Source organism: Mycolicibacterium lacusdiani (genome assembly GCF_021916785.1).
In the GTDB taxonomy this organism is placed as follows: domain Bacteria; phylum Actinomycetota; class Actinomycetes; order Mycobacteriales; family Mycobacteriaceae; genus Mycobacterium; species Mycobacterium lacusdiani.
This window is the reverse complement of the sequence record NZ_JAKCFC010000005.1, coordinates 287701-306284: the sequence shown is the minus strand read 5'-3', so window position 1 is coordinate 306284 and position 18584 is coordinate 287701. Positions and strand designations below refer to the sequence as shown.

The following is an 18584-nucleotide window of genomic DNA, read 5'->3' as shown; positions in this document are numbered from 1 at the left end:
CGGCTCATCGGATCTTCTTCTCTTCGCGCAGGCGGCTCATCGCATCGTTCTCATCGCGCGAGCGGTTCGCGCCAGGTCAGCGCGACGGTTTGGGGCAGGACGGGTGATTGCCTGCGTTGACGAGATCGGCCACGGCACTCCGGGGGTCACCACTGGTGACCAGACCCTCACCGACCAGGACGGCATCGGCGCCGGCTCCGGCGTAGGCCAACAGATCGGCAGTGCCACGGACACCGGACTCGGCAATGCGGATCACATTCGAGGGCAGGCCCGGTGCGATGCGCGCAAAGCAGTCACGGTCGACCTCGAGGGTCTTCAAATCCCTTGCATTGACCCCGATCACGCGCGCACCGGCCTGCAGCGCACGGTCGGCCTCTTCCTCGGTGTGCACCTCGACCAGCGGCGTCATGCCGAGGGATTCGGTGCGGTCGATCATCGACTCGAGGGCCTGCTGCTCCAGAGCGGCGACGATCAGCAGCAGCATGTCCGCGCCGTGCGCGCGGGCCTCGTGGATCTGGTACGGGCCCACGATGAAGTCCTTGCGCAGGACCGGGATCGACACGGCCGCGCGGACGGCGTCGAGGTCGTCGAGCGACCCGTTGAACCGACGTTCCTCGGTCAAGACGCTGATCACGCGGGCGCCGCCGTCCTGGTAGGCGCTGGCCAGCTTGGCGGGATCGGTGATGTTCGCCAAGGCACCGCGCGACGGGCTCGCCCGCTTCACCTCGGCGATGACGCCGATACCGGGTTCGCGTAGCGCGGCGAGGACGTCACGCGCCGGAGCCGCGGCCTTCGCCTTGGCCTTGACGTCGGTCAGACTGAGCGCGGCCTCGCGCGCGGCGACGTCGGCGCGGACTCCCTCGATGATGGAGTCGAGCACGGTAGCCGGGCTCATGTGCCGTCGATGTCCTTCCGAGCAAGTCCGGGGACCCGGATGCAACCGGATCGTTCAGAACCAAAGCGTAACCGCCAGCGGGCCACCTACCGTCACCGACCCTCGGTGTGATCGGTGGTCGGGTCGCGGCCCTCGTCGAGCGCATCCCAGATCAAGCGTTCGTTCAACTTCTCGTCACCGGATTCCGCAGCCGGCTCGCGTGCCGCCACCTCGCGCCGGGCCGCGGGCGCGGCGTACTTCGTGCTCGTCACGCGTGGGTGTTTCGCCGATCGCAGGAGCAGCACGGCCGCCACCAGGGTCATGACGGCGGCGAGCAGCGTGAGGATCGCACCGACGTACTGGCGGTCGCTCCCGACCAGCGCATGCACCGGCAGGTCGACGGCGGACGCGGCATAGGCGGCCACGTCCGGCACCACCCACAGCGAGATGGCCAGGTAGCCGAGCCCCGCGCTCACCACCGCGAGCAGCACCGCCACGGCCCGCAGCGGCCAGCCGCGGACGGCCAGCGGCGCCAGCGCAGCCGCGGCGAGCAGGAGCGCGACGGGCACCATCGCCGCAGACCAATCCGCCCCGGACAACGTCGTCATACGCGGTTGACCCAGTCCGTCGGCCGACTCGAGGGTCACCCACGTCAGACGCGACGCTCCCCACAGCGCCAGGGCGGCCGTCACCAGGAGCAGCTGGCCGATCCGGGTCACGGCTCGGCCAGTGTCTCGGCGGCGGCGATGGCCGCCAGCACTGCCCGCGCCTTGTTCGACGCCTCTGCGAACTCGTACGGGCCGTTCGAGTCCGCGACCACGCCGCCGCCCGCCTGCACGTAGGCGGTGCCCGAGCGCATCAGGGCAGTCCGGATCGCGATGGCGAAGTCGGCGTTGCCCGCGAAGTCGAGGTAGCCAAGGACGCCGCCGTAGAGGCCGCGCCGGGTCATCTCGACCTCCTCGATGAGCTGCATGGCGCGGACCTTCGGCGCCCCCGACAGCGTCCCTGCGGGAAAGCACGCGGTGATGGCGTCGAGCGCCGACTTGTCCGACGCGAGTTCCCCGGTGACGGTCGACACCAGGTGCATGACGTGGCTGTAGCGCTCGATGTGGCTGTAGTCCTCGACCCGGACCGTCCCCGGCACGCAGACCCGACCCAGATCGTTGCGTCCGAGGTCGACGAGCATCAGGTGCTCGGCGCGCTCCTTCTCGTCGCTCAGCAGGTCCTTCTCGAGCAGGACGTCCTCCTCCTCGGTCTCCCCGCGCCAGCGGGTCCCCGCGATCGGATGGGTGGTCGCCCTGCCGTCCTTGACGGTGACCAGTGCCTCCGGGCTGGACCCGACGATGGAGAAGTCGAGTTCGCCCGCGTCGTTCGGAACGTTGAGCAGATACATGTACGGGCTCGGGTTGGTGACCCGCAGCATGCGGTAGACGTCGAACGGGTCCGCCGCGGTGTCCATCTCGAACCGCTGGGACGGCACCACCTGGAACGCCTCACCGGCTTCGATGTCGCCGACCAGCTTGTCGACGATGGCCGTGTACTCCTCCACGGTGCGTTGCGAACGGTGCTGGGGCTGCGGGCGGCTGAACGTGGCGACGGTCGATCCGAGTGGTTGGCCGAGCGCGGCCGTCATCACGTCGAGACGCGCCACGGCGTCCTCGTAGGCCCAGTCGACGCGTTCCTCGGTGCCGTTCCAGTTCACCGCGTTGGCGATCAGTGTGATCGTGCCCTCGTGGTGGTCGACGGCGGCGACGTCGGTCGCCAGTAGCAGCAGCATGTCCGGGAGTCCGAGGTCGTCGACGGTCGTCGACGGCAGCCGCTCCAGGCGGCGGACCATGTCATAGGCGAAGAACCCGACCAGCCCACTCGACAGCGGCGGCAACCCGGGAACCGCGGCCGTCGCGAGCAGGTCCAGCGTGGACCGCAACGCCTGTAGCGGGTCGCCGCCACTCGGCGCATCCTTCGGCGTGACCCCCAGCCAGGCGGCTTCCCCGTCGCGCACTGTCAGCGCCGACGGGGCGCCCGCCCCGATGAACGACCACCGCGACCACGACCGGCCGTTCTCGGCGGACTCCAGCAGGAACGTGCCGGGGCGGTTGCCCGCGAGCTTGCGGTAGGCCGACAGCGGCGTCTCGCTGTCGGCGAGCACCTTGCGAGTCACCGGAACCACCCGGTGCTCGGCGGCCAGCGCGCGGAAGGTCTCACGCGAGGTGGTCACGGCGAGCGACGAATCCGCAGCGGCCGACGAGCGCTCGCGCGAAGGACTGGTGGCGTGTTGCACGCGTCGATCCTCCCAGATCGCGGGCGGGGTGCCGCGACTCAGCTAGTCGAACACCGACGCCAGCGGTGTCGCGGCTCCCGGCTCGACCGGACTCGTCAGCATGATCGGCGCCTGCGCCATGAACCGCGGGGTGCGGCCGCGGTGCTCGTCGGCCGCGTGCACGGTGAACGGATGCAGCACGTACATGTCGCCCGGCCCACCCGTCGCACGGTGCACCGGTCGGCCCGCGCTCGCCGCGTCGACGATGGGCCCCGCGACGAACGGGTTCAGCGGTTCGGGACCCAGCACCCTGGCGACGTCGCGGTGCGAACCCGCCCGGATTCTGGTCGGCGCATCGTCGGGTCCCACGTCGGAGAGCAGGGTCAGCAGCAGCACGGCGTGCGGCCTGCCGGAGACCGACCACGACCCGTCGGCGCTCGGGGTGTTCGCGTCGACGTGCCAGCCCCGATCGTCGGCCGTTGGCGGCACCGGAAACCGGACCGGGACGTTGCCCAGCGATCCACGGGGACGCCACCGACCGACGCCACAAATCCCGTCGAGCGCCGCCGCGAGGGCCGGACTCGCCACCAGCTCGCCGAACGACCCATCTCCGGTCAGGTCGGCTGCCCACCGCACGGGTTCGGTCCACGGACCGTCGGGTGACGCACCGAGCTGGCGCCACAACCGGTCGCGCGCATCGTCGGCGACCGCGCGCGGCACCGCCTGCTCGATGCGGGCATATCCGTTGGCCAGGAAGGCGTCGAGTTCGACCATCGCCGTGAGCTTGTCACCCCGAACACCGGGGACGCCAACGGTTTTCCCGGTGCGGTCGTGCACGGCCGCGGAGGTGCACGACCGGGGCGTAGCGTGACTGCCCATGACATCGATCAAGCAGGGCGACCGCGTCGCCGACTTCGAGCTGCCCGATCAGACCGGAACGGCCCGCAGCCTGACCAGCCTGCTCGCCGGCGGGCCGGTCGTCCTCTTCTTCTACCCCGCCGCGATGACGCCGGGGTGCACGAAGGAGGCCTGCCACTTCCGCGACCTGGCCGCCGAGTTCGCCGCCGTCGGCGCGGCCCGGGTCGGCATCAGCGCGGACGCCGTGGCCAAGCAGGCCAAGTTCGCCGAGCAACAGAACTTCGACTACCCGTTGCTGTCGGACGTCGACGGCACGGTCGCCACGGCCTTCGGCGTCAAGCGCGGCCTGCTCGGCAAGCTGATGCCGGTCAAGCGCACCACGTTCGTCATCGACACCGACCGCACGGTGCTCGACGTCATCGCCAGCGAGTTCAGCATGGACACCCATGCCGACAAGGCGCTGGAGGTGCTGCGGCAGCGTCAGTCGGCGTGACGCCCGTCCTCGAACTGGCGGACGTCACGTTCCGCCGCGATGGCAAGCAGATCATCGACGGCATCTCCCTGACCGTCGAACCCGGCGACCACTGGGCGCTGCTCGGCCCCAACGGGGCGGGCAAGAGCACGCTGCTCGGATTCTGTGCGGCGGTGACCTTTCCGACCACGGGAACGGTCCGGGTCCTCGGCCAGCAGATGGGCCGGGTGGACCTGGCAGCCGTGCGACGCCACATCGGGCACGTCAACCCCCGGCACCGGCTGCAATCCCCGCTGACCGTGCGGGAAGTGGTGCTGACCGGAATCACCGCCACGATCGACCTGCCGATCCGATGGGCACCCGGCCCCGACGAACTGGCGCGCGCGGATGCGATGGTGGACTCGGTCGGGTTGTCGCACAAGGCCGATGACCGGTGGCCGATGCTCTCGCAAGGCGAGCGCGGCCGGGCACTGATCGCCAGAGCGCTCGTCGCCGAGCCCCGGTTGCTGCTCCTCGACGAACCGACCACCGGCCTCGACGTCGCTGCCCGCGAACAACTGCTGGAGACGATGGACGGCCTCGACGACACGCATCCCGACATCGCGTCGATTCTGGTCACCCACCACCTCGAGGAACTTCCGACCACCACGACGCACGCACTGCTCATCGCCGACGGCAGCACCGTGGCGTCGGGCCGCGCCCGCGAGGTCGTCACGACCGACAACGTGACCACGGCGTTCTCGCATCCCGTTCGGGTCGGCTACTCCGAGGGCCGCTGGTCCGCGCGGGCCAAGGCGACGCGCTACGACGTGTGAGAAGCCGCCGTGTTCGGTGAGGCGCTACCCGTCGGCCGCGAGGAGCACGTCCGCGTCGAAGCAGGCGTGCGCCCCCGTGTGACAGGCCGCCCCCACCTGATCCACCTCGAGCAGGACCGTGTCGCCATCGCAATCCAGACGCACCGAGTGCACGTACTGGGTGTGCCCGGACGTCTCCCCCTTGACCCAGTACTCGGCGCGGGACCGCGAGTAGTACGTCGCGTTCCGGGTGGCCAGCGTGCGCGCCAGCGCCTCGTCGTCCATCCACGCGACCATCAGCACCTGACCGGTCGCGCGCTCCTGCGCCACCGCCACGAACAGGCCGTTCGCGTCGCGCTTGAGGCGTGCCGCGATTGCGGGGTCCAAGCCTTTCATCGCACCACGATCCCTTGCTCCGCCATCGCCGACTTCACCTCGCCGATGCTCAACTCCTTGAAGTGGAACACGCTGGCGGCCAACACCGCATCGGCACCCGCATCGACCGCGGGCGCGAAGTGGTCTGCCGCGCCGGCGCCGCCGCTGGCGATCACGGGCACGGTGACCGCGGCCCGCACCGCACGCAACATGTCGAGGTCGAAGCCGGCCTTCGTGCCGTCGGCGTCCATGGAGTTGAGCAGGATCTCGCCGACGCCGAGTTCCGCCCCCCGCCTTGCCCATTCGACGGCGTCGATGCCGGTACCGCGACGCCCGCCGTGCGTGGTGACCTCCCAGCCCGACGTCGTCGGCGCCGCACCCGCCGGTACCGTGCGCGCGTCGACCGACAGCACGATGCACTGCGAGCCGAACTGCCGGGACAACTCCCCCAGCAGGTCGGGCCGCGCGATCGCCGCGGTGTTCACCGAGACCTTGTCCGCACCCGCACGGAGCAGGGTGTCGACGTCCTCGATGGAGCGCACCCCACCACCGACGGTCAACGGGATGAAGACCTGTTCGGCGGTGCGCCGCACCACCTCCAGCATCGTCGACCGACCCGACGACGACGCCGTGACGTCGAGGAAGGTCAGTTCGTCGGCGCCCTCGGCGTCGTAGACCGCCGCCAGTTCGACGGGATCCCCGGCGTCGCGCAGATTCTCGAAGTTGACGCCCTTGACCACGCGTCCAGCGTCGACGTCCAGACACGGGATGACCCGTACCGCCAGACCTTCGCCATGGTGGTTCATCGATAGTCCCCCGGATCGCCGATCGATCCGAAGACCTCGAGCAGTTCGCCGTGCACACCCGGCGACCCGGCCAGGGCCGACTGCGATTCGACCGTCCACTCCTCGCCTGCGAGGTCGGTCACGACGCCGCCCGCCGCGCGGACGAGCGCCACACCGGCAGCGTGATCCCACACGTGGTGACCGAAGCTGATGGCGGCACCCAGGACACCGGCCGCCGCGTAGGCGAAGTCCACGCCCGTGGCGCCGTGCATCCGCATCCGGGAGCACTTCTGGCTCAACTTCTCCAGGAACGCCACCCGGTAGGCGCCGGGAAACCTGCCGCGGGAGTCGATGTTGAAGGAGCCACTGCCCACCACGGCGTCGTCGAGGTTGGTGCGTTCCAGGCGGGGCTGCTCGATCCCGTTGACGCGCAACGGGCCACCGACCACCGCCGTGTACCGCTGGCCCGTGAAGGGCAGCCACGTCAACCCGGCCACCGGCTCGCCGTCGCGCAGCAGGCCCAGCAGGATCCCCGCCGTCGGCAGTCCCGCGGCGTAGTTGAACGTTCCGTCGATCGGGTCGAGCACCCACACGTGATGCGACTTCAGGTCGGCACCGCCGAATTCCTCACCGTGCACGCCGATCCCGGTCGTGGACTCGAGCGCGGCCACCACCTGACGTTCGATGGCGAGGTCGACCTCGGTCGCGAAGTCGTTGCCCTTCTTCTGCACGGCGGAGTCTGCCCGGTGGCCTTCGATGAACGGCTTGGCCGCGTCGTCGAGGACCGCGGCAGCGGCGGCCACCAGACCGTCGAGGTCCGCATCGTCTAGAGCCACCGCGGCTACCGACTCACGGCGTCGAGTGCCTCGGGCAACGTGAACCGCCCAGCGTAGAGCGCCTTCCCGACGATCGCGCCCTCGACGCCCTCGCCGGTCAGCGTGGCGATCGCACGCAGGTCGTCGATGCTGGACACGCCGCCCGACGCGATGACGGGAGCCTCGGTGCGCGCAGCGACGGCGGAGAGCAACTCCAGGTTCGGGCCATTGAGGGTGCCGTCCTTGGTCACGTCGGTGACGACGTAGCGCGAGCACCCCTCGGCGTCGAGCCGGTCCAGGATCTCCCACAGGTCGCCACCATCGGTCTCCCAGCCACGGCCGCGGAGTCGGTACCCGCCGCCTGGCATCGATGGGTCGATCTTGACGTCGAGGCCGACGGCCACCTTGTCGCCGTGCTCGGCGATCATGCGCGCGCACCACTGCGGGTTCTCCAGCGCCGCGGTACCCAGATTGACTCGGGCGCAACCGCTTTCGAGCGCCGCGCGCAGCGACTCGTCGTCACGGATGCCGCCCGACAGTTCCACCGCCACGTCCAGTTGGCCGATGACCTCGGCGAGCAGTTCCCGGTTCGACCCGCGGCCGAACGCCGCGTCGAGGTCGACGAGGTGGATCCACTCGGCGCCGTCGCGCTGCCAGGCCAGGGCCGCGTCGACCGCAGAGCCGTAATCGGTCTCGCTGCCTGCCTGGCCCTGCACGAGTCGAACGGCCTTGCCCTCGACCACGTCCACGGCAGGCAGCAGGATCAGCGGTGCGTCATTCAATGTCGTCAGAGCCCCTCGACCCAATTGGTGAGCAGCGTCGCACCTGCGTCGCCGCTCTTCTCCGGATGAAACTGCGTGGCGGACAGGGCACCGTCCTCGACGGCCGCCAGGAACGGCACGTGATGCTTCGCCCACGTGAGGCGTGCGTCGTCACTGCCCTCCCACTTCTGCGCGGCGTAGGAGTGCACGAAGTAGAACCGCGTGTCGGCGTCCAGACCGCGGAAGAGCGTACTGCCCGGCGCCGCGTCGACGACGTTCCACCCCATGTGCGGGATGACCGGAGCATCCAGCCGGACGACGGCGCCGGGCCACTGTGCGCAGCCTTCGCTCTCCACGCCGAACTCGACCCCGCGGGTGAACAGGATCTGCATGCCGACGCAGATCCCCAGGACGGCATGTCCCTTGCTCAGCCGATCGGCGACGATCTGGTCGCCACCGACCGCCCGCAGACCGACCATGCACGACTCGTAGGCGCCGACACCGGGAACCACGAGGCCGTCGGCCGCGGCCGCGGCGTCCGGATCGGACGTGACCTCGACCTCGGCACCGGTGCGTTCCAGCGCGCGCTGGGCAGATCGCAGGTTGCCGGAACCGTAGTCGAGGACGACCACGGACTTCTTCGTCACAGGCTGCCCTTCGTGGACGGCACACCCGTCACTCGAGGATCGGGCTCGACGGCTTGACGCAGCGCGCGTGCAACGGCCTTGAACTCAGCCTCGGTGATGTGGTGCGGGTCGCGGCCGTACAGCGTGCGCACGTGCAGGGCGATCCGCGCGTTGTAGGCCAGCGATTCGAAGACGTGCCGGTTGATGACCGTGTGGTACGGCGCGCTGGATCCCGCAATCGTGAAGTGCACCATGAACTCCGGCTCGCCGGTGTGCACGAAGTACGGCCGGCCCGACACGTCGACGGCGGCGTGCGCCAGGGTCTCGTCCATCGGGATGAACGCGTCGCCGAAGCGGCGGATGCCCTTCTTGTCGCCGAGCGCCTCGCCGAGCGCCTGGCCCAGGACGATCGCGGTGTCCTCGACCGTGTGGTGCCCCTCGATCTCGACGTCGCCCTTGGCGTGCACGGTGAGGTCGAAGCTGGCGTGGCTGCCCAGCGACGTCAGCATGTGATCGAAGAACGGCACGCCGGTGCTGATGTCCACCTGACCGGTGCCGTCGAGGTCGATCTCGACGACGATGTCCGATTCCTTGGTCTTGCGTTCGACTCTCGCGCGGCGGTTCGCCGGGTTCGTCATGAGGCTCCTATGGGGCTGCTGGTGGTGAGTTCCGTGTCGGCCAGGCGCGCGCTGACGTCGAGCAGGACGTCGTTCTCGTCGACCAGGCCGGTGGTGGCGCGCAGGTAACCGGGGATTCCCACGTCGCGGATCAGTACGCCGGCGTCCAGGTAGTGCTGCCACGCGTCGGGTGCGTCGGCGAACTCGCCGAACAGGACGAAGTTCGCATCGCTGGGGATGACGCGAAAACCCATGTCGCGCAAAGCATCCGATACGCGGTCGCGTTCGGCGATGAGCGTCGCCACGCTGCCGAGCGTGTCGTCGGCGTGGCGCAGGGCGGCACGCGCGGCGACCTGCGTCACCGCCGACAGGTGGTAGGGCAGCCGGACGAGCAGCAGCGCGTCGATGACTGCCGGGTCGGCCAACAGGTAGCCCAGCCGCCCCCCGGCGAAGGCGAAGGCCTTGCTCATGGTGCGCGTGACGACGAGCTTCGCCGGGAAGTCCGCCAGCAGGTGCGCCGAGCTCGGCTGTGACGAGAACTCGCCGTAGGCCTCGTCGACGATCACGACTCCCGGTGCCGCCTCGAGCAGTCGGCGCAGATCGTCGAGCGGGATGCTCTGCCCCGACGGGTTGTTCGGGCTCGCGACGAACACGACGTCGGGCCGGTGGTCGCGAACGGCCGCCACGGCGACCTCGACGTCGAGCCCGAAGTCGTCGGCCCGGCTGGCCTCGACCCAGTCGGTCTGCGTCCCGTCGGAGATGATGGGGTGCATCGAGTACGACGGGACGAAGCCGATGGCGCTGCGGCCCGGCCCACCGAAGGCCTGCAGCAACTGCTGCAGGATCTCGTTGGAACCGTTTGCGGCCCAGACGTTCTCGACCGTGACCGGCACGCCGATCTGACCGCTGAGGTACGCCGCGAGGTCGGTGCGCAGCAGCACCGCATCCCGGTCGGGGTACCGGTGCAACTCCGCGGCCGCGTCGCGCACCGATGCCGCCACGTCGTCGACGAGGGCCTGGGTGGGTGGATGCGGGTTCTCGTTCGTGTTCAGCCGCACCGGCACTGACAACTGCGGGGCGCCGTAGGGCGACTTGCCCCGCAGGTTTTCGCGCAGCGGCAGGTCGTCGAGGGTGATCCTCTTCGTCACTTGGAGAACCTCCGCCGGACGGCCTCGCCGTGTGCGGGCAGATTCTCCGCATTCGCGAGCGTGACGACGTAGCCGGCCACGTCCTTGAGAGCAGCCTCGCTGTAGTCCACGACGTGGATGCCGCGCAGGAACGTCTGCACCGACAAACCGCTCGAGTGCCGCGCGCAGCCGGCGGTGGGCAGCACGTGGTTCGACCCGGCGCAGTAGTCGCCCAGGCTGACAGGCGACCACGCCCCGACGAAGATCGCTCCGGCACAACGGACCCTGCCCGCCACGGCGGAGGCGTCGACCGTCTGGATCTCGAGGTGCTCCGCGGCGTAGGCGTTGACGACCCGCAGGCCTGCATCGAGGTCGTCGACGAGCACGATGGCCGACTGCTTGCCGCTCAGCGCCGCCGTGACCCGCTCGCGGTGCACCGTGGTCTCCACCTGCGCGGCGAGTTCGACGTCGGTGGCGTCGGCCAGCTCGGCGCTGGTGGTCACGAGCACCGAGGCGGCCATCTCGTCGTGTTCGGCCTGACTGATCAGATCGGCGGCCACGTGGACCGGGTCCGCGGAGTGATCGGCGAGGATCGCGATCTCCGTCGGGCCGGCCTCGGAGTCGATCCCCACCTGGGACCGGCAGATCCGCTTGGCCGCGGTGACGTAGATGTTGCCCGGACCGGTGATCATGTCCACCGGTGCGAGGTCGGCGCCGTCGGTGTCGGTGCCCCCGTAGGCCATCAGCGCCACGGCTTGCGCTCCGCCGACCGCCCATACCTCCTCGACGCCGAGCAGCGCTGCCGCGGCGAGGATCGTCGGATGCGGCAGTCCATGGAAGGGGCCCGATGGGTCGGTCTGCGGCGGGCTCGCGATGACCAGCGAGTCGACCCCCGCGATCTGCGCGGGTACGACGTTCATGACCACGCTCGACGGATAGACGGCGTTGCCGCCCGGCACGTACAGACCCACTCGCTCGACCGGCAGCCACCGCTCGGTGACCGTCGCCCCGGGAGCGAGCGTGGTGGTGGTGTCCGTGCGCCGCTGATCGGCGTGCACGGTGCGGGCCCGGTCGATCGAGACCTCCAGGGCCTCGCGGATCTCCGGGTCGAGGCTCCGCAGCGCGGCGGCGAGACTCTCGACGGGCACGCGGACGGCCCCGGGCCGCAGGCCGTCGAAGCGTTCGCCGTACTCGAGTGCGGCCTCGGCGCCGCGTTCCACGATGGCATCGATGATCGGCCGGACGACCGGCACCACGGCGTCGACGTCGACCCCACCGCGCGGCAACGCGGCGCGCAGATGGGCGACGGACAGCCGCTCGCCACGCAGGTCGATGCGGGCCAACTTCGGCGATGGAGCACTCACGTTGACTATTGTCCCAGAGCAGTACAAATCGTATTGGAGCCGCCATGTCCGACCTGCCCAGGATGTTCCCGCCCTGGCTCGACCGCATCCAGATCAAGTACTTCAACCCGGTGATCAAGCCCCTCGCCGGGCGCGTGCCGGGACTGGCCAAGATCGAGCACCGCGGCCGGACCTCCGGCCGCACCTACGAGACGATCGTCACGGCCTACCGCAAGGGCGACCAGGTGGCCATCGTGCTGGGGCACGGCAAGACCGACTGGGTCAAGAACGTCCTCGCCGCCAACGAGGCGGACCTCCGCATGTCCCGTGAGACCGTTCACCTGGTCAATCCACGCATCGAACCCAACGGCGACGGTGTGGTCGCGCTGCCCGGCATGGCGCGAAAGCAGGCGCGCAACGTCGCAGTGTTCGTCGCCGACGTCGCCTCCTGAATAGCGCCAGGAAACCCGGTTGAGCCGACCCCGGGCGCCTGCCACACTTCGGGCATGGCGTTCCAGGCGTGGCTGGCGTTCTTCGGTGCGGCGATCCTCATAGCGGTGTCCCCGGGGGCGGGTGCGATCCAATCGATGGCGACGGGCCTGAGCCATGGCGTCCGCCGCGGCTATTGGAGCATCCTCGGGCTCGAGATCGGCCTCATGCTGCAACTCACGCTGGTGGCGATCGGGCTGGGCGCCCTGGTCACCAACTCGATCGTCGCGTTCAACGTCGTGAAGTGGCTCGGCGTCGCCTACCTCCTCTACCTCGCCGTGCGGCAGTGGCGCTCGGCCACCACGGACCTTCAGGAGCAGGTGGGGACGTCCGCCGTCGGAGGGCGGCGCGCGCTGGTGTTGCGCGGGTTCCTCGTCAACGCCACCAACCCGAAGGGCCTGGTGTTCTTCCTCGCCGTCACGCCGCAGTTCGTGGTGCCGACGGCCCCACTGCTTCCGCAGTACCTCGCGATCGGCGCCACCATGGTCGTCGTCGACCTGGTCGTCATGGGCCTCTACACCAGCCTGTCGGCGCGACTGCTGCTTTGGCTCAACACGCCTCGTCAGCAGAAGATCGTCAACCGCACGTTCTCGGGATTGTTCGCCACCGCAGCGGTGGTGCTGTCCCTGGTGCGGCGCGGCGCCACGGCCTGACCACTTCCTGCCCCGCTGGTCGCAGCCGCCGTTTCCGTCAGCGAATCGACGCCGTGGTAAAGCAGCGCGGCAGTGCCGCAGGTAACCTCACCACGAAGAAATGACGGCTGGGTAGATGTTGGCTAATATCTGCTGCTAGCGTGAACGAGCGTTTACCAGGTGTCGTTCGTGGGTAACGACCAGGGCGCTCAGCGCCACCATCGACTCACAGGGGAGACCTCGGGATGCCATCTTCGAGCAGCAACGTCAGCCGACCGACCATGGTCACTGCAGCCATCGCCGTCGGCGTCATCGCCGTCGCCGCTGGTGCCGTGCCGACCGGCAGCGATCGCGGTTCGCAACCCATAACGTCCCAGGTGCCGTCGACCGCCCTACAGCACCAGGCCTACGCGCCGGCGCTGGCAGCCGCCTCCACCCCCACTCCCCTACTCGCGGCCATCCTGCTCGGCGGCGAGCCGGCATCGAGGGGCGCCGTGGCCACGGAGTCCGTCGCATCGGGCGTCAGCAGTCCGGTGGCCACTGCCACGACGACGAACGGCGCGAGCATCGGCGGCGACGCCACCTCGGCAGGCCACTCCGCCATCACCGCGACACCGACTCAGCGCACGACCGCGGCGAATGTCGGGAACGACGACCCCGCGGACCGCGGCCGGTCGTCCGTCGCGGCCGGGTCCGGGGCGGCCTTCGCCGCCGTCGCGCCCTCACTGCCCGGTACCCCGCCACCGGATCTCGGGACGTTCATCGGGTCGATGGTCAAGGTCTTCATCAGTGACGGCGGCCCCGGCCAGAACGCCGGTCTGCTCATCGGCAACGGCGGCCACGGATTCGCCGGCCAGAACGGCGGCAACGGTGGCCTCCTGTTCGGCAACGGTGGCGACGGCGGCTACGGGGTACGCGGCGGCTACGGCGGCACCGGCGGCAACGCCGGGCTCTTCGGCAACGGCGGCAAAGGTGGTACCGGATCGTTCAGCATCACCGGATTCGGCACCGCCACCGCAGGCAACGGCGGCCGCGGGGGCAATGGCGGGATGCTGGTCGGCACCGGCGGCCGAGGGGGTGACGGCGGCGTTGCCTACACGGCCGACGGTGTCGCCACAGGCGGTCAGGGCGGCGCAGGAGGAACCGGCGGACTCCTGTCCGGCGACGGCGGAGACGGTGGCACCGGAGGCATCGCCGAGAGCCCGCGGTCGTCGGCCATCGGCGGACGGGGCGGAGACGGCGGCGCGGCTACGACCGTGGGCAACGGCGGAGACGGCGGCACCGGCGGGTCGGCGACCGGCGTCGGCGACACGCGCGGTGGCTCGGGCGGACTCGGTGGCAGCGGCGGCACGGTGTCCGGCGCGCCGGGTCGCGACGGCGGCGACGGTGCGACCACCAACACCACGTCGACGACGGCCAAGGACACCGCCAAGGACACCGACGGCAGCACGTCGAACTCGTCCGACGCGGGTGCAGGCGAGGACTGACCCCTAGACGTCGAGGCCGATGTCCAGCACCCGGACGGAGTGCGTCAGGGCACCGACGGCGAGGTAGTCCACACCGGTACTGGCGTAGGCAGCAGCCGATTCGAGGGACAGCCCGCCGGAGGACTCCAGCTTGGTTGCCGGCGAGCGATTGTTCTTGCGCTGTACGGCGATCTGCGTCTGCCACACGGGGAAGTTGTCGAGCAATACCAGTTCGACGTTCTCCGAGAGGATCTCGTCGAGCTGCTCGAGTGAGTCGACCTCGACCTCGCAGGGCAGGTCCGGGGCAGCGGTGCGAACGGCCTTGAGGGCCTGCAGCACTCCCCCGGCCGCGGCGACGTGGTTGTCCTTGATCAGCGCGGCGTCGCCAAGGCCCATCCGGTGGTTGACGCCACCACCGACCCGCACGGCGTACTTCTGCAGCATCCGCAGCCCTGGCAGGGTCTTGCGGGTGTCCCGGATCGCCGCGCCGGTGCCCTCGACGGCCTCGACCCAGAGCGCCGTGGCGGTGGCGATGCCGCTCAGATGAGACACCAGGTTCAGGGTCGTGCGTTCGGCGGTGAGCAACCCGCGGGTGGCCGCCTCGACGGTCAGCAGCGAGGCGCCCGCCTCGAGGCGGGTGCCGTCCTCGACGCGGTCGACGACGCGGTAGCCACCGCTGCCGAGCACGTCGTCGAGCACCATCAGGGCCAGGTCCACGCCGGCGGCCACGCCGGGTTCACGGGACACCATGGCCGCGACGGTCGTCGCGTCCGAGGGCACGGTGGCCTCGGTCGTCACGTCTGGGCCGTAGCGCAGGTCCTCGGACAGGGCGCGCCGGATGACCTCTCGGGCCTCGACGCATTCGTCATCGGTGAGTCGCATCAGCACACCCCTTCGGGTTGGTCGACCGTCACGCGCCCGCCTCGCAGACGCACGGTGCTGCTCAAGCCCTTGGCCGGGTCGGCGTCCGGGTGATCGGATCGGTGGTGGCATCCCCGCGACTCGGTGCGCTCCAACGCCGTGGCGGTGACCGCCTGCGCGGTCGCGGTGAGCGCGGCGTCCTCGAACGCGGCGCGGCCGCGCATCGGCGCCGGCGACGCCGTCCGCAGCGCCTCGGTCAACGCGTGCAGTCCGGCCGCATCGCGGATCACCGAGGCATGTCTCCCCATGGCCGCCTGCAAGTCCCTGCGTGGCAACGTAATTCGACGCTCGCCCAGGTCCGGCTGGGCACGCACCGCGCCCGCCTCGGCGGCGTGTGCCGCTGCCGCGCGGCCCGCCCGGCCGCCAACGACGAGCCCTTCGAGCAGGCTGTTGGACGCCAGCCGGTTGGCGCCGTGCATCCCGGTGCGCGCCACCTCGCCCGCGGCATAGAGACCCGCCATCTCGGTGGCCCCGGTGACGTCGGTGACGACGCCACCGCAGCTGTAGTGCGCGCCGGGAACCACGGGGATGAGCTGACGGCTGGGGTCGACGCCCATGGCGAGGCACGCGGCGGTGACCGTCGGAAAGCGCGTCGCGACGTCGGTGACCGCTCGGGCGTCGAGGTACACGCACGGGTCGCCGGTGGCGCGCAATCGGGTGTCGATGGCCGCGGCCACCACGTCGCGAGGCGCGAGGTCGCCCATGGGATGCACGCCGGCGGTGACGCGCGCACCCCTGGAGTCGACCAGCACCGCACCCTCGCCGCGCAGGGCTTCGGTGATCAGCGGGCGCCGCCCGGAGGCGGAACCGTCGAACAACATCGTGGGGTGGAACTGCACGAATTCGAGGTCGCTGACGGCCACCCCAGCCCATAGGGCAAGGGCCAGACCGTCACCGGTCGAGCCGTCTGGGTTGGTCGTCGCGGGATACAGGTGGCCGAGCCCCCCGGTCGCGAGGATCACCGACGGTGCGTGGATCACGCCGGGGCCGTCGCCGTTGTGGACCAGCACGCCGGTCACCGCGCCGTCGCGATGCAGGACCTGCTGCGCCACGTGGTTCCGACGGACGTCGAGCATCGCCGAGGCGCGGTCCAGCGCGCGTTGCACCTCGGCTCCGGTGGCGTCACCACCCGCGTGCACGATCCGCCGGCGGGAGTGACCGCCCTCGCGGGTCAGCGCCCAGCCTCCGCGCCCGTCCTCGTCGAATCTGGCACCGCCGGAGACCAAGTCGGCCACGGCGGCGTAACCGTCGGCCACGATCGAGGTGACCGCTGCGGGATCGCAGAGACCGCCGCCCGCGGCCAGGGTGTCGGCCACGTGGGCCTCGACCGAGTCGTCGGTGCGCGGCACCACCACGGCGATGCCGCCCTGGGCGTAGAACGTCGCGGTGTCGCCCGCCTTGCCGAGCACGACCACCCGGGCGCCACGCCGATGCGCGGAGAGCGCGGCGGCGAGCCCCGCGACGCCGGTGCCCACGACGACGACGTCGGCCCGCTGCTGCCAGAAGCCGGCCCCGCCGCATGCGGCCGGGGTGGTCATTCTCCGCCGCCGGGCTGCCCGATCTGGATCATGCGCTGCACGCTGCGTCGAGCCGCGGCTGCGACATCCAGGTCGACGTGAACCTCGTCGGCGCCCTCGATCAAGCAGCGCAGCAGCGCTGCGGGCGTGATCATCTTCATGTACCCGCACGACGCACGGTCGTTGACGGCGAGGAACTCGACATCGGGTGCGGCACGGCGCAACTGGTGCAGCATGCCGACCTCGGTGGCCACCAGCACCTGCCGGGCACGCGTCTCCCGGGCGGCGTCGAGCATGCCGCCGGTCGACAGGATCTTGACCCGGTCGTCGGGCACCGCGCCCTCGCCCGCGAGGTAGAGCGCGGACGTCGCACACCCGCACTCGGGGTGGACGAACAGCTCGGCGTCGGGGTGGCTGCGCGCCTGAGACGCCAGCTCCTCGCCGTTGATGCCCGCGTGCACGTGGCACTCACCGGCCCAGACGTGCAGGTTCTTGCGGCCGGTCACGCGGCGGACGTGCGCACCGAGGAACTGGTCGGGGCAGAACAGCACGTCGCGGTCCTCGGGAATGGAGGCGACCACCTCGACGGCGTTCGACGAGGTGCAGCACACGTCGGTGAGCGCCTTGACCGCCGCGGTGGTGTTCACGTACGAGACGACGACGGCGTCGGGATACTCGTCCTTCCAAGCCCGCAAATCGTCGGCGGTGATCGAGTCGGCCAGTGAGCAACCGGCCCGCTGGTCGGGGATCAGCACCGTCTTGTCGGGACTGAGGATCTTGGCGGTCTCCGCCATGAAGTGCACACCGCAGAACACGATGGTGTCCTCCGACGCCTCGGCCGCGATGCGCGACAGCGCCAGCGAGTCGCCCACGTGGTCGGCGATGTCCTGGATGGCGGGCAGCTGATAGTTGTGCGCGAGCAGTGTCGCGTTGCGCTCCTCGACGCGGCGGCGGATCTCGCCTGCCCACTCCTCGTCGGCGACGACGCCGCCGTAGCCGGCGGGTCCGTTGGTGATCCGTGCGGCCCAGCCGCCCCGTGAACCTGCCGCGAGGTCGAGAACCGTCATGGTTGTCTCCTTTGACTCAAGAGGTTTTCGACTTATGATCGAAAACATGGCTCATGTTAGCACTTCGCACGAAGTCCTCGCCGTCGTGTTTCAGGTGCGCCAGCTCGACACGCGAAATCCCCAGCTCACCGTGCTGCTGTGGGAACGCGCCATGGAGCCTCAGCGCGGCGCCTGGGCGCTGCCCGGTGGCCAGCTGCGCGACGACGAGGACATGTTCACGTCGGTGCGCAGGCAACTGGCCGAGAAGGTCGACCTGCAGGAGATCGCCCACCTGGAACAACTCGCCGTGTTCAGCGACCCCGGTCGCGTCCCGCATGCGGTGTTCGGCTCGCGGGTGATCGCCTCGACCTTCCTCGGCCTGGTGCCCTCCCCCGCCACGCCGGAACTGCCGTCCGACACGCGCTGGCATCCGGTCGACGCCCTGCCCCCACTGGCATTCGACCACCAGACCATGATCACCAACGCCCATACCCGACTCATCGCGAAGCTGTCCTATACCAACGTTGGATTCGCCCTGGCGCCAAGAGAATTCGTGCTGTCAACCCTGCGCGACGTCTACGGCGCCGCGCTGGGCTACCAGGTGGATGCCACCAATCTGCAACGAGTCCTGGTCCGGCGCGGAGTCATCACCCCCACCGGCACCACCGCCAAGTCCGGACGCAGCGGAGGCAGGCCTGCCGCCCTCTACCGCTTCACCGAATCGCGTTACCGCGTGACGGACGAGTTCGCCGCGCTGCGGCCACCCGGCGTCGGCGCCTGACCCGTCTTTAAGGGATCCGTGAGAG

At 70.2% G+C, this 18584-nt stretch carries 21 protein-coding genes; 6 read left to right on the top strand and 15 right to left on the bottom strand.

Going from position 1 to position 18584, the window contains the following annotated elements; all coding sequences use genetic code 11:
- Positions 1 to 76: 76 nt before the first annotated feature.
- The 4 genes from trpC to LOK44_RS17930 form a co-directional block, all read right to left on the bottom strand.
- Complete coding sequence (trpC, locus tag LOK44_RS17945) at positions 77 to 895, bottom strand: indole-3-glycerol phosphate synthase TrpC (protein ID WP_237571439.1); 819 nt, start codon at positions 893 to 895, stop codon at positions 77 to 79.
- 92 nt (positions 896 to 987) lie between these two features.
- Entirely contained in the window at positions 988 to 1593 is a 606-nt protein-coding gene (locus tag LOK44_RS17940; protein ID WP_237571438.1) for a TIGR02234 family membrane protein, read from the bottom strand.
- A complete protein-coding gene (locus LOK44_RS17935) occupies positions 1590 to 3155 on the bottom strand; it encodes an anthranilate synthase component I (RefSeq protein ID WP_237571437.1) in 1566 nt (521 codons plus the stop codon). Before LOK44_RS17935 ends, LOK44_RS17940 begins: the two co-directional genes overlap by 4 nt.
- 42 nt (positions 3156 to 3197) lie before the next feature.
- Positions 3198 to 3908 carry a phytanoyl-CoA dioxygenase family protein gene (locus LOK44_RS17930; RefSeq protein ID WP_237571542.1) on the bottom strand — a complete coding sequence of 237 codons (711 nt, stop codon included), beginning with the start codon at positions 3906 to 3908 and terminating at the stop codon, positions 3198 to 3200.
- Positions 3909 to 4011: 103 nt separating this feature from the next.
- On the opposite strand from LOK44_RS17930, the gene LOK44_RS17925 reads away from it, so the two are divergent.
- On the top strand, positions 4012 to 4485 hold the full coding sequence (locus LOK44_RS17925; protein WP_249783691.1) for a peroxiredoxin: 474 nt from the start codon (positions 4012 to 4014) through the stop codon (positions 4483 to 4485).
- Positions 4482 to 5279, top strand: coding sequence for an ABC transporter ATP-binding protein (locus tag LOK44_RS17920; RefSeq protein WP_237571436.1), 798 nt, complete (start codon positions 4482 to 4484; stop codon positions 5277 to 5279). The genes LOK44_RS17925 and LOK44_RS17920 overlap by 4 nt, the downstream gene beginning before the upstream one ends.
- Before the next feature lie 24 nt (positions 5280 to 5303).
- Here LOK44_RS17920 and hisI read toward each other — a convergent pair whose 3' ends face one another.
- Genes hisI through hisD form a run of 8 tightly spaced genes read right to left on the bottom strand, consistent with a single transcriptional unit; the run spans position 5304 to position 11728 of the window.
- Entirely contained in the window at positions 5304 to 5654 is a 351-nt protein-coding gene (hisI, locus tag LOK44_RS17915; protein ID WP_237571435.1) for a phosphoribosyl-AMP cyclohydrolase, read from the bottom strand.
- Positions 5651 to 6439, bottom strand: a complete 789-nt coding sequence (gene hisF / locus LOK44_RS17910; protein ID WP_237571434.1) for an imidazole glycerol phosphate synthase subunit HisF — start codon at positions 6437 to 6439, stop codon at positions 5651 to 5653. Before hisF ends, hisI begins: the two co-directional genes overlap by 4 nt.
- Complete coding sequence (locus LOK44_RS17905) at positions 6436 to 7254, bottom strand: inositol monophosphatase family protein (RefSeq protein WP_237571433.1); 819 nt, start codon at positions 7252 to 7254, stop codon at positions 6436 to 6438. The genes hisF and LOK44_RS17905 overlap by 4 nt, the downstream gene beginning before the upstream one ends.
- Positions 7255 to 7259: 5 nt before the next feature.
- Positions 7260 to 8015, bottom strand: a complete 756-nt coding sequence (priA, locus tag LOK44_RS17900) for a bifunctional 1-(5-phosphoribosyl)-5-((5-phosphoribosylamino)methylideneamino)imidazole-4-carboxamide isomerase/phosphoribosylanthranilate isomerase PriA (RefSeq protein WP_237571432.1) — start codon at positions 8013 to 8015, stop codon at positions 7260 to 7262.
- Positions 8016 to 8020: 5 nt separating this feature from the next.
- Positions 8021 to 8641, bottom strand: a complete 621-nt coding sequence (gene hisH, locus LOK44_RS17895; RefSeq protein ID WP_237571431.1) for an imidazole glycerol phosphate synthase subunit HisH — start codon at positions 8639 to 8641, stop codon at positions 8021 to 8023.
- Entirely contained in the window at positions 8638 to 9258 is a 621-nt protein-coding gene (gene hisB / locus LOK44_RS17890) for an imidazoleglycerol-phosphate dehydratase HisB (protein ID WP_163917671.1), read from the bottom strand. Before hisB ends, hisH begins: the two co-directional genes overlap by 4 nt.
- A complete protein-coding gene (locus LOK44_RS17885; RefSeq protein ID WP_237571430.1) occupies positions 9255 to 10385 on the bottom strand; it encodes a histidinol-phosphate transaminase in 1131 nt (376 codons plus the stop codon). Before LOK44_RS17885 ends, hisB begins: the two co-directional genes overlap by 4 nt.
- Positions 10382 to 11728 (bottom strand): histidinol dehydrogenase, encoded by a 1347-nt coding sequence (gene hisD / locus LOK44_RS17880; protein WP_372481260.1) that lies wholly within the window; start codon positions 11726 to 11728, stop codon positions 10382 to 10384. The genes LOK44_RS17885 and hisD overlap by 4 nt, the downstream gene beginning before the upstream one ends.
- 44 nt (positions 11729 to 11772) lie before the next feature.
- On the opposite strand from hisD, the gene LOK44_RS17875 reads away from it, so the two are divergent.
- From LOK44_RS17875 to LOK44_RS29790, 3 genes are all read left to right on the top strand, one after another.
- Positions 11773 to 12159 (top strand): nitroreductase family deazaflavin-dependent oxidoreductase, encoded by a 387-nt coding sequence (locus tag LOK44_RS17875; RefSeq protein WP_237571429.1) that lies wholly within the window; start codon positions 11773 to 11775, stop codon positions 12157 to 12159.
- Positions 12160 to 12213: 54 nt separating this feature from the next.
- Positions 12214 to 12849: a LysE family transporter gene (locus LOK44_RS17870; RefSeq protein WP_237571428.1), complete on the top strand. Its 636-nt coding sequence runs from the start codon at positions 12214 to 12216 to the stop codon at positions 12847 to 12849.
- A gap of 224 nt (positions 12850 to 13073) precedes the next feature.
- Positions 13074 to 14315 carry a hypothetical protein gene (locus tag LOK44_RS29790; RefSeq protein WP_283817855.1) on the top strand — a complete coding sequence of 414 codons (1242 nt, stop codon included), beginning with the start codon at positions 13074 to 13076 and terminating at the stop codon, positions 14313 to 14315.
- Positions 14316 to 14318: 3 nt separating this feature from the next.
- Here the strand turns inward: LOK44_RS29790 and nadC are convergent, their stop codons facing one another.
- Genes nadC through nadA form a run of 3 tightly spaced genes read right to left on the bottom strand, consistent with a single transcriptional unit; the run spans position 14319 to position 17799 of the window.
- Positions 14319 to 15176, bottom strand: a complete 858-nt coding sequence (gene nadC / locus LOK44_RS17860; protein WP_237571427.1) for a carboxylating nicotinate-nucleotide diphosphorylase — start codon at positions 15174 to 15176, stop codon at positions 14319 to 14321.
- Positions 15176 to 16753, bottom strand: a complete 1578-nt coding sequence (locus LOK44_RS17855) for an L-aspartate oxidase (RefSeq protein ID WP_237571426.1) — start codon at positions 16751 to 16753, stop codon at positions 15176 to 15178. Before LOK44_RS17855 ends, nadC begins: the two co-directional genes overlap by 1 nt.
- Positions 16750 to 17799, bottom strand: coding sequence for a quinolinate synthase NadA (gene nadA, locus LOK44_RS17850; protein WP_237571425.1), 1050 nt, complete (start codon positions 17797 to 17799; stop codon positions 16750 to 16752). The genes LOK44_RS17855 and nadA overlap by 4 nt, the downstream gene beginning before the upstream one ends.
- Before the next feature lie 46 nt (positions 17800 to 17845).
- Between nadA and LOK44_RS17845 the strand changes: the two genes are divergently transcribed.
- Entirely contained in the window at positions 17846 to 18559 is a 714-nt protein-coding gene (locus LOK44_RS17845; protein ID WP_237571424.1) for an NUDIX hydrolase, read from the top strand.
- Positions 18560 to 18584: the final 25 nt, after the last annotated feature.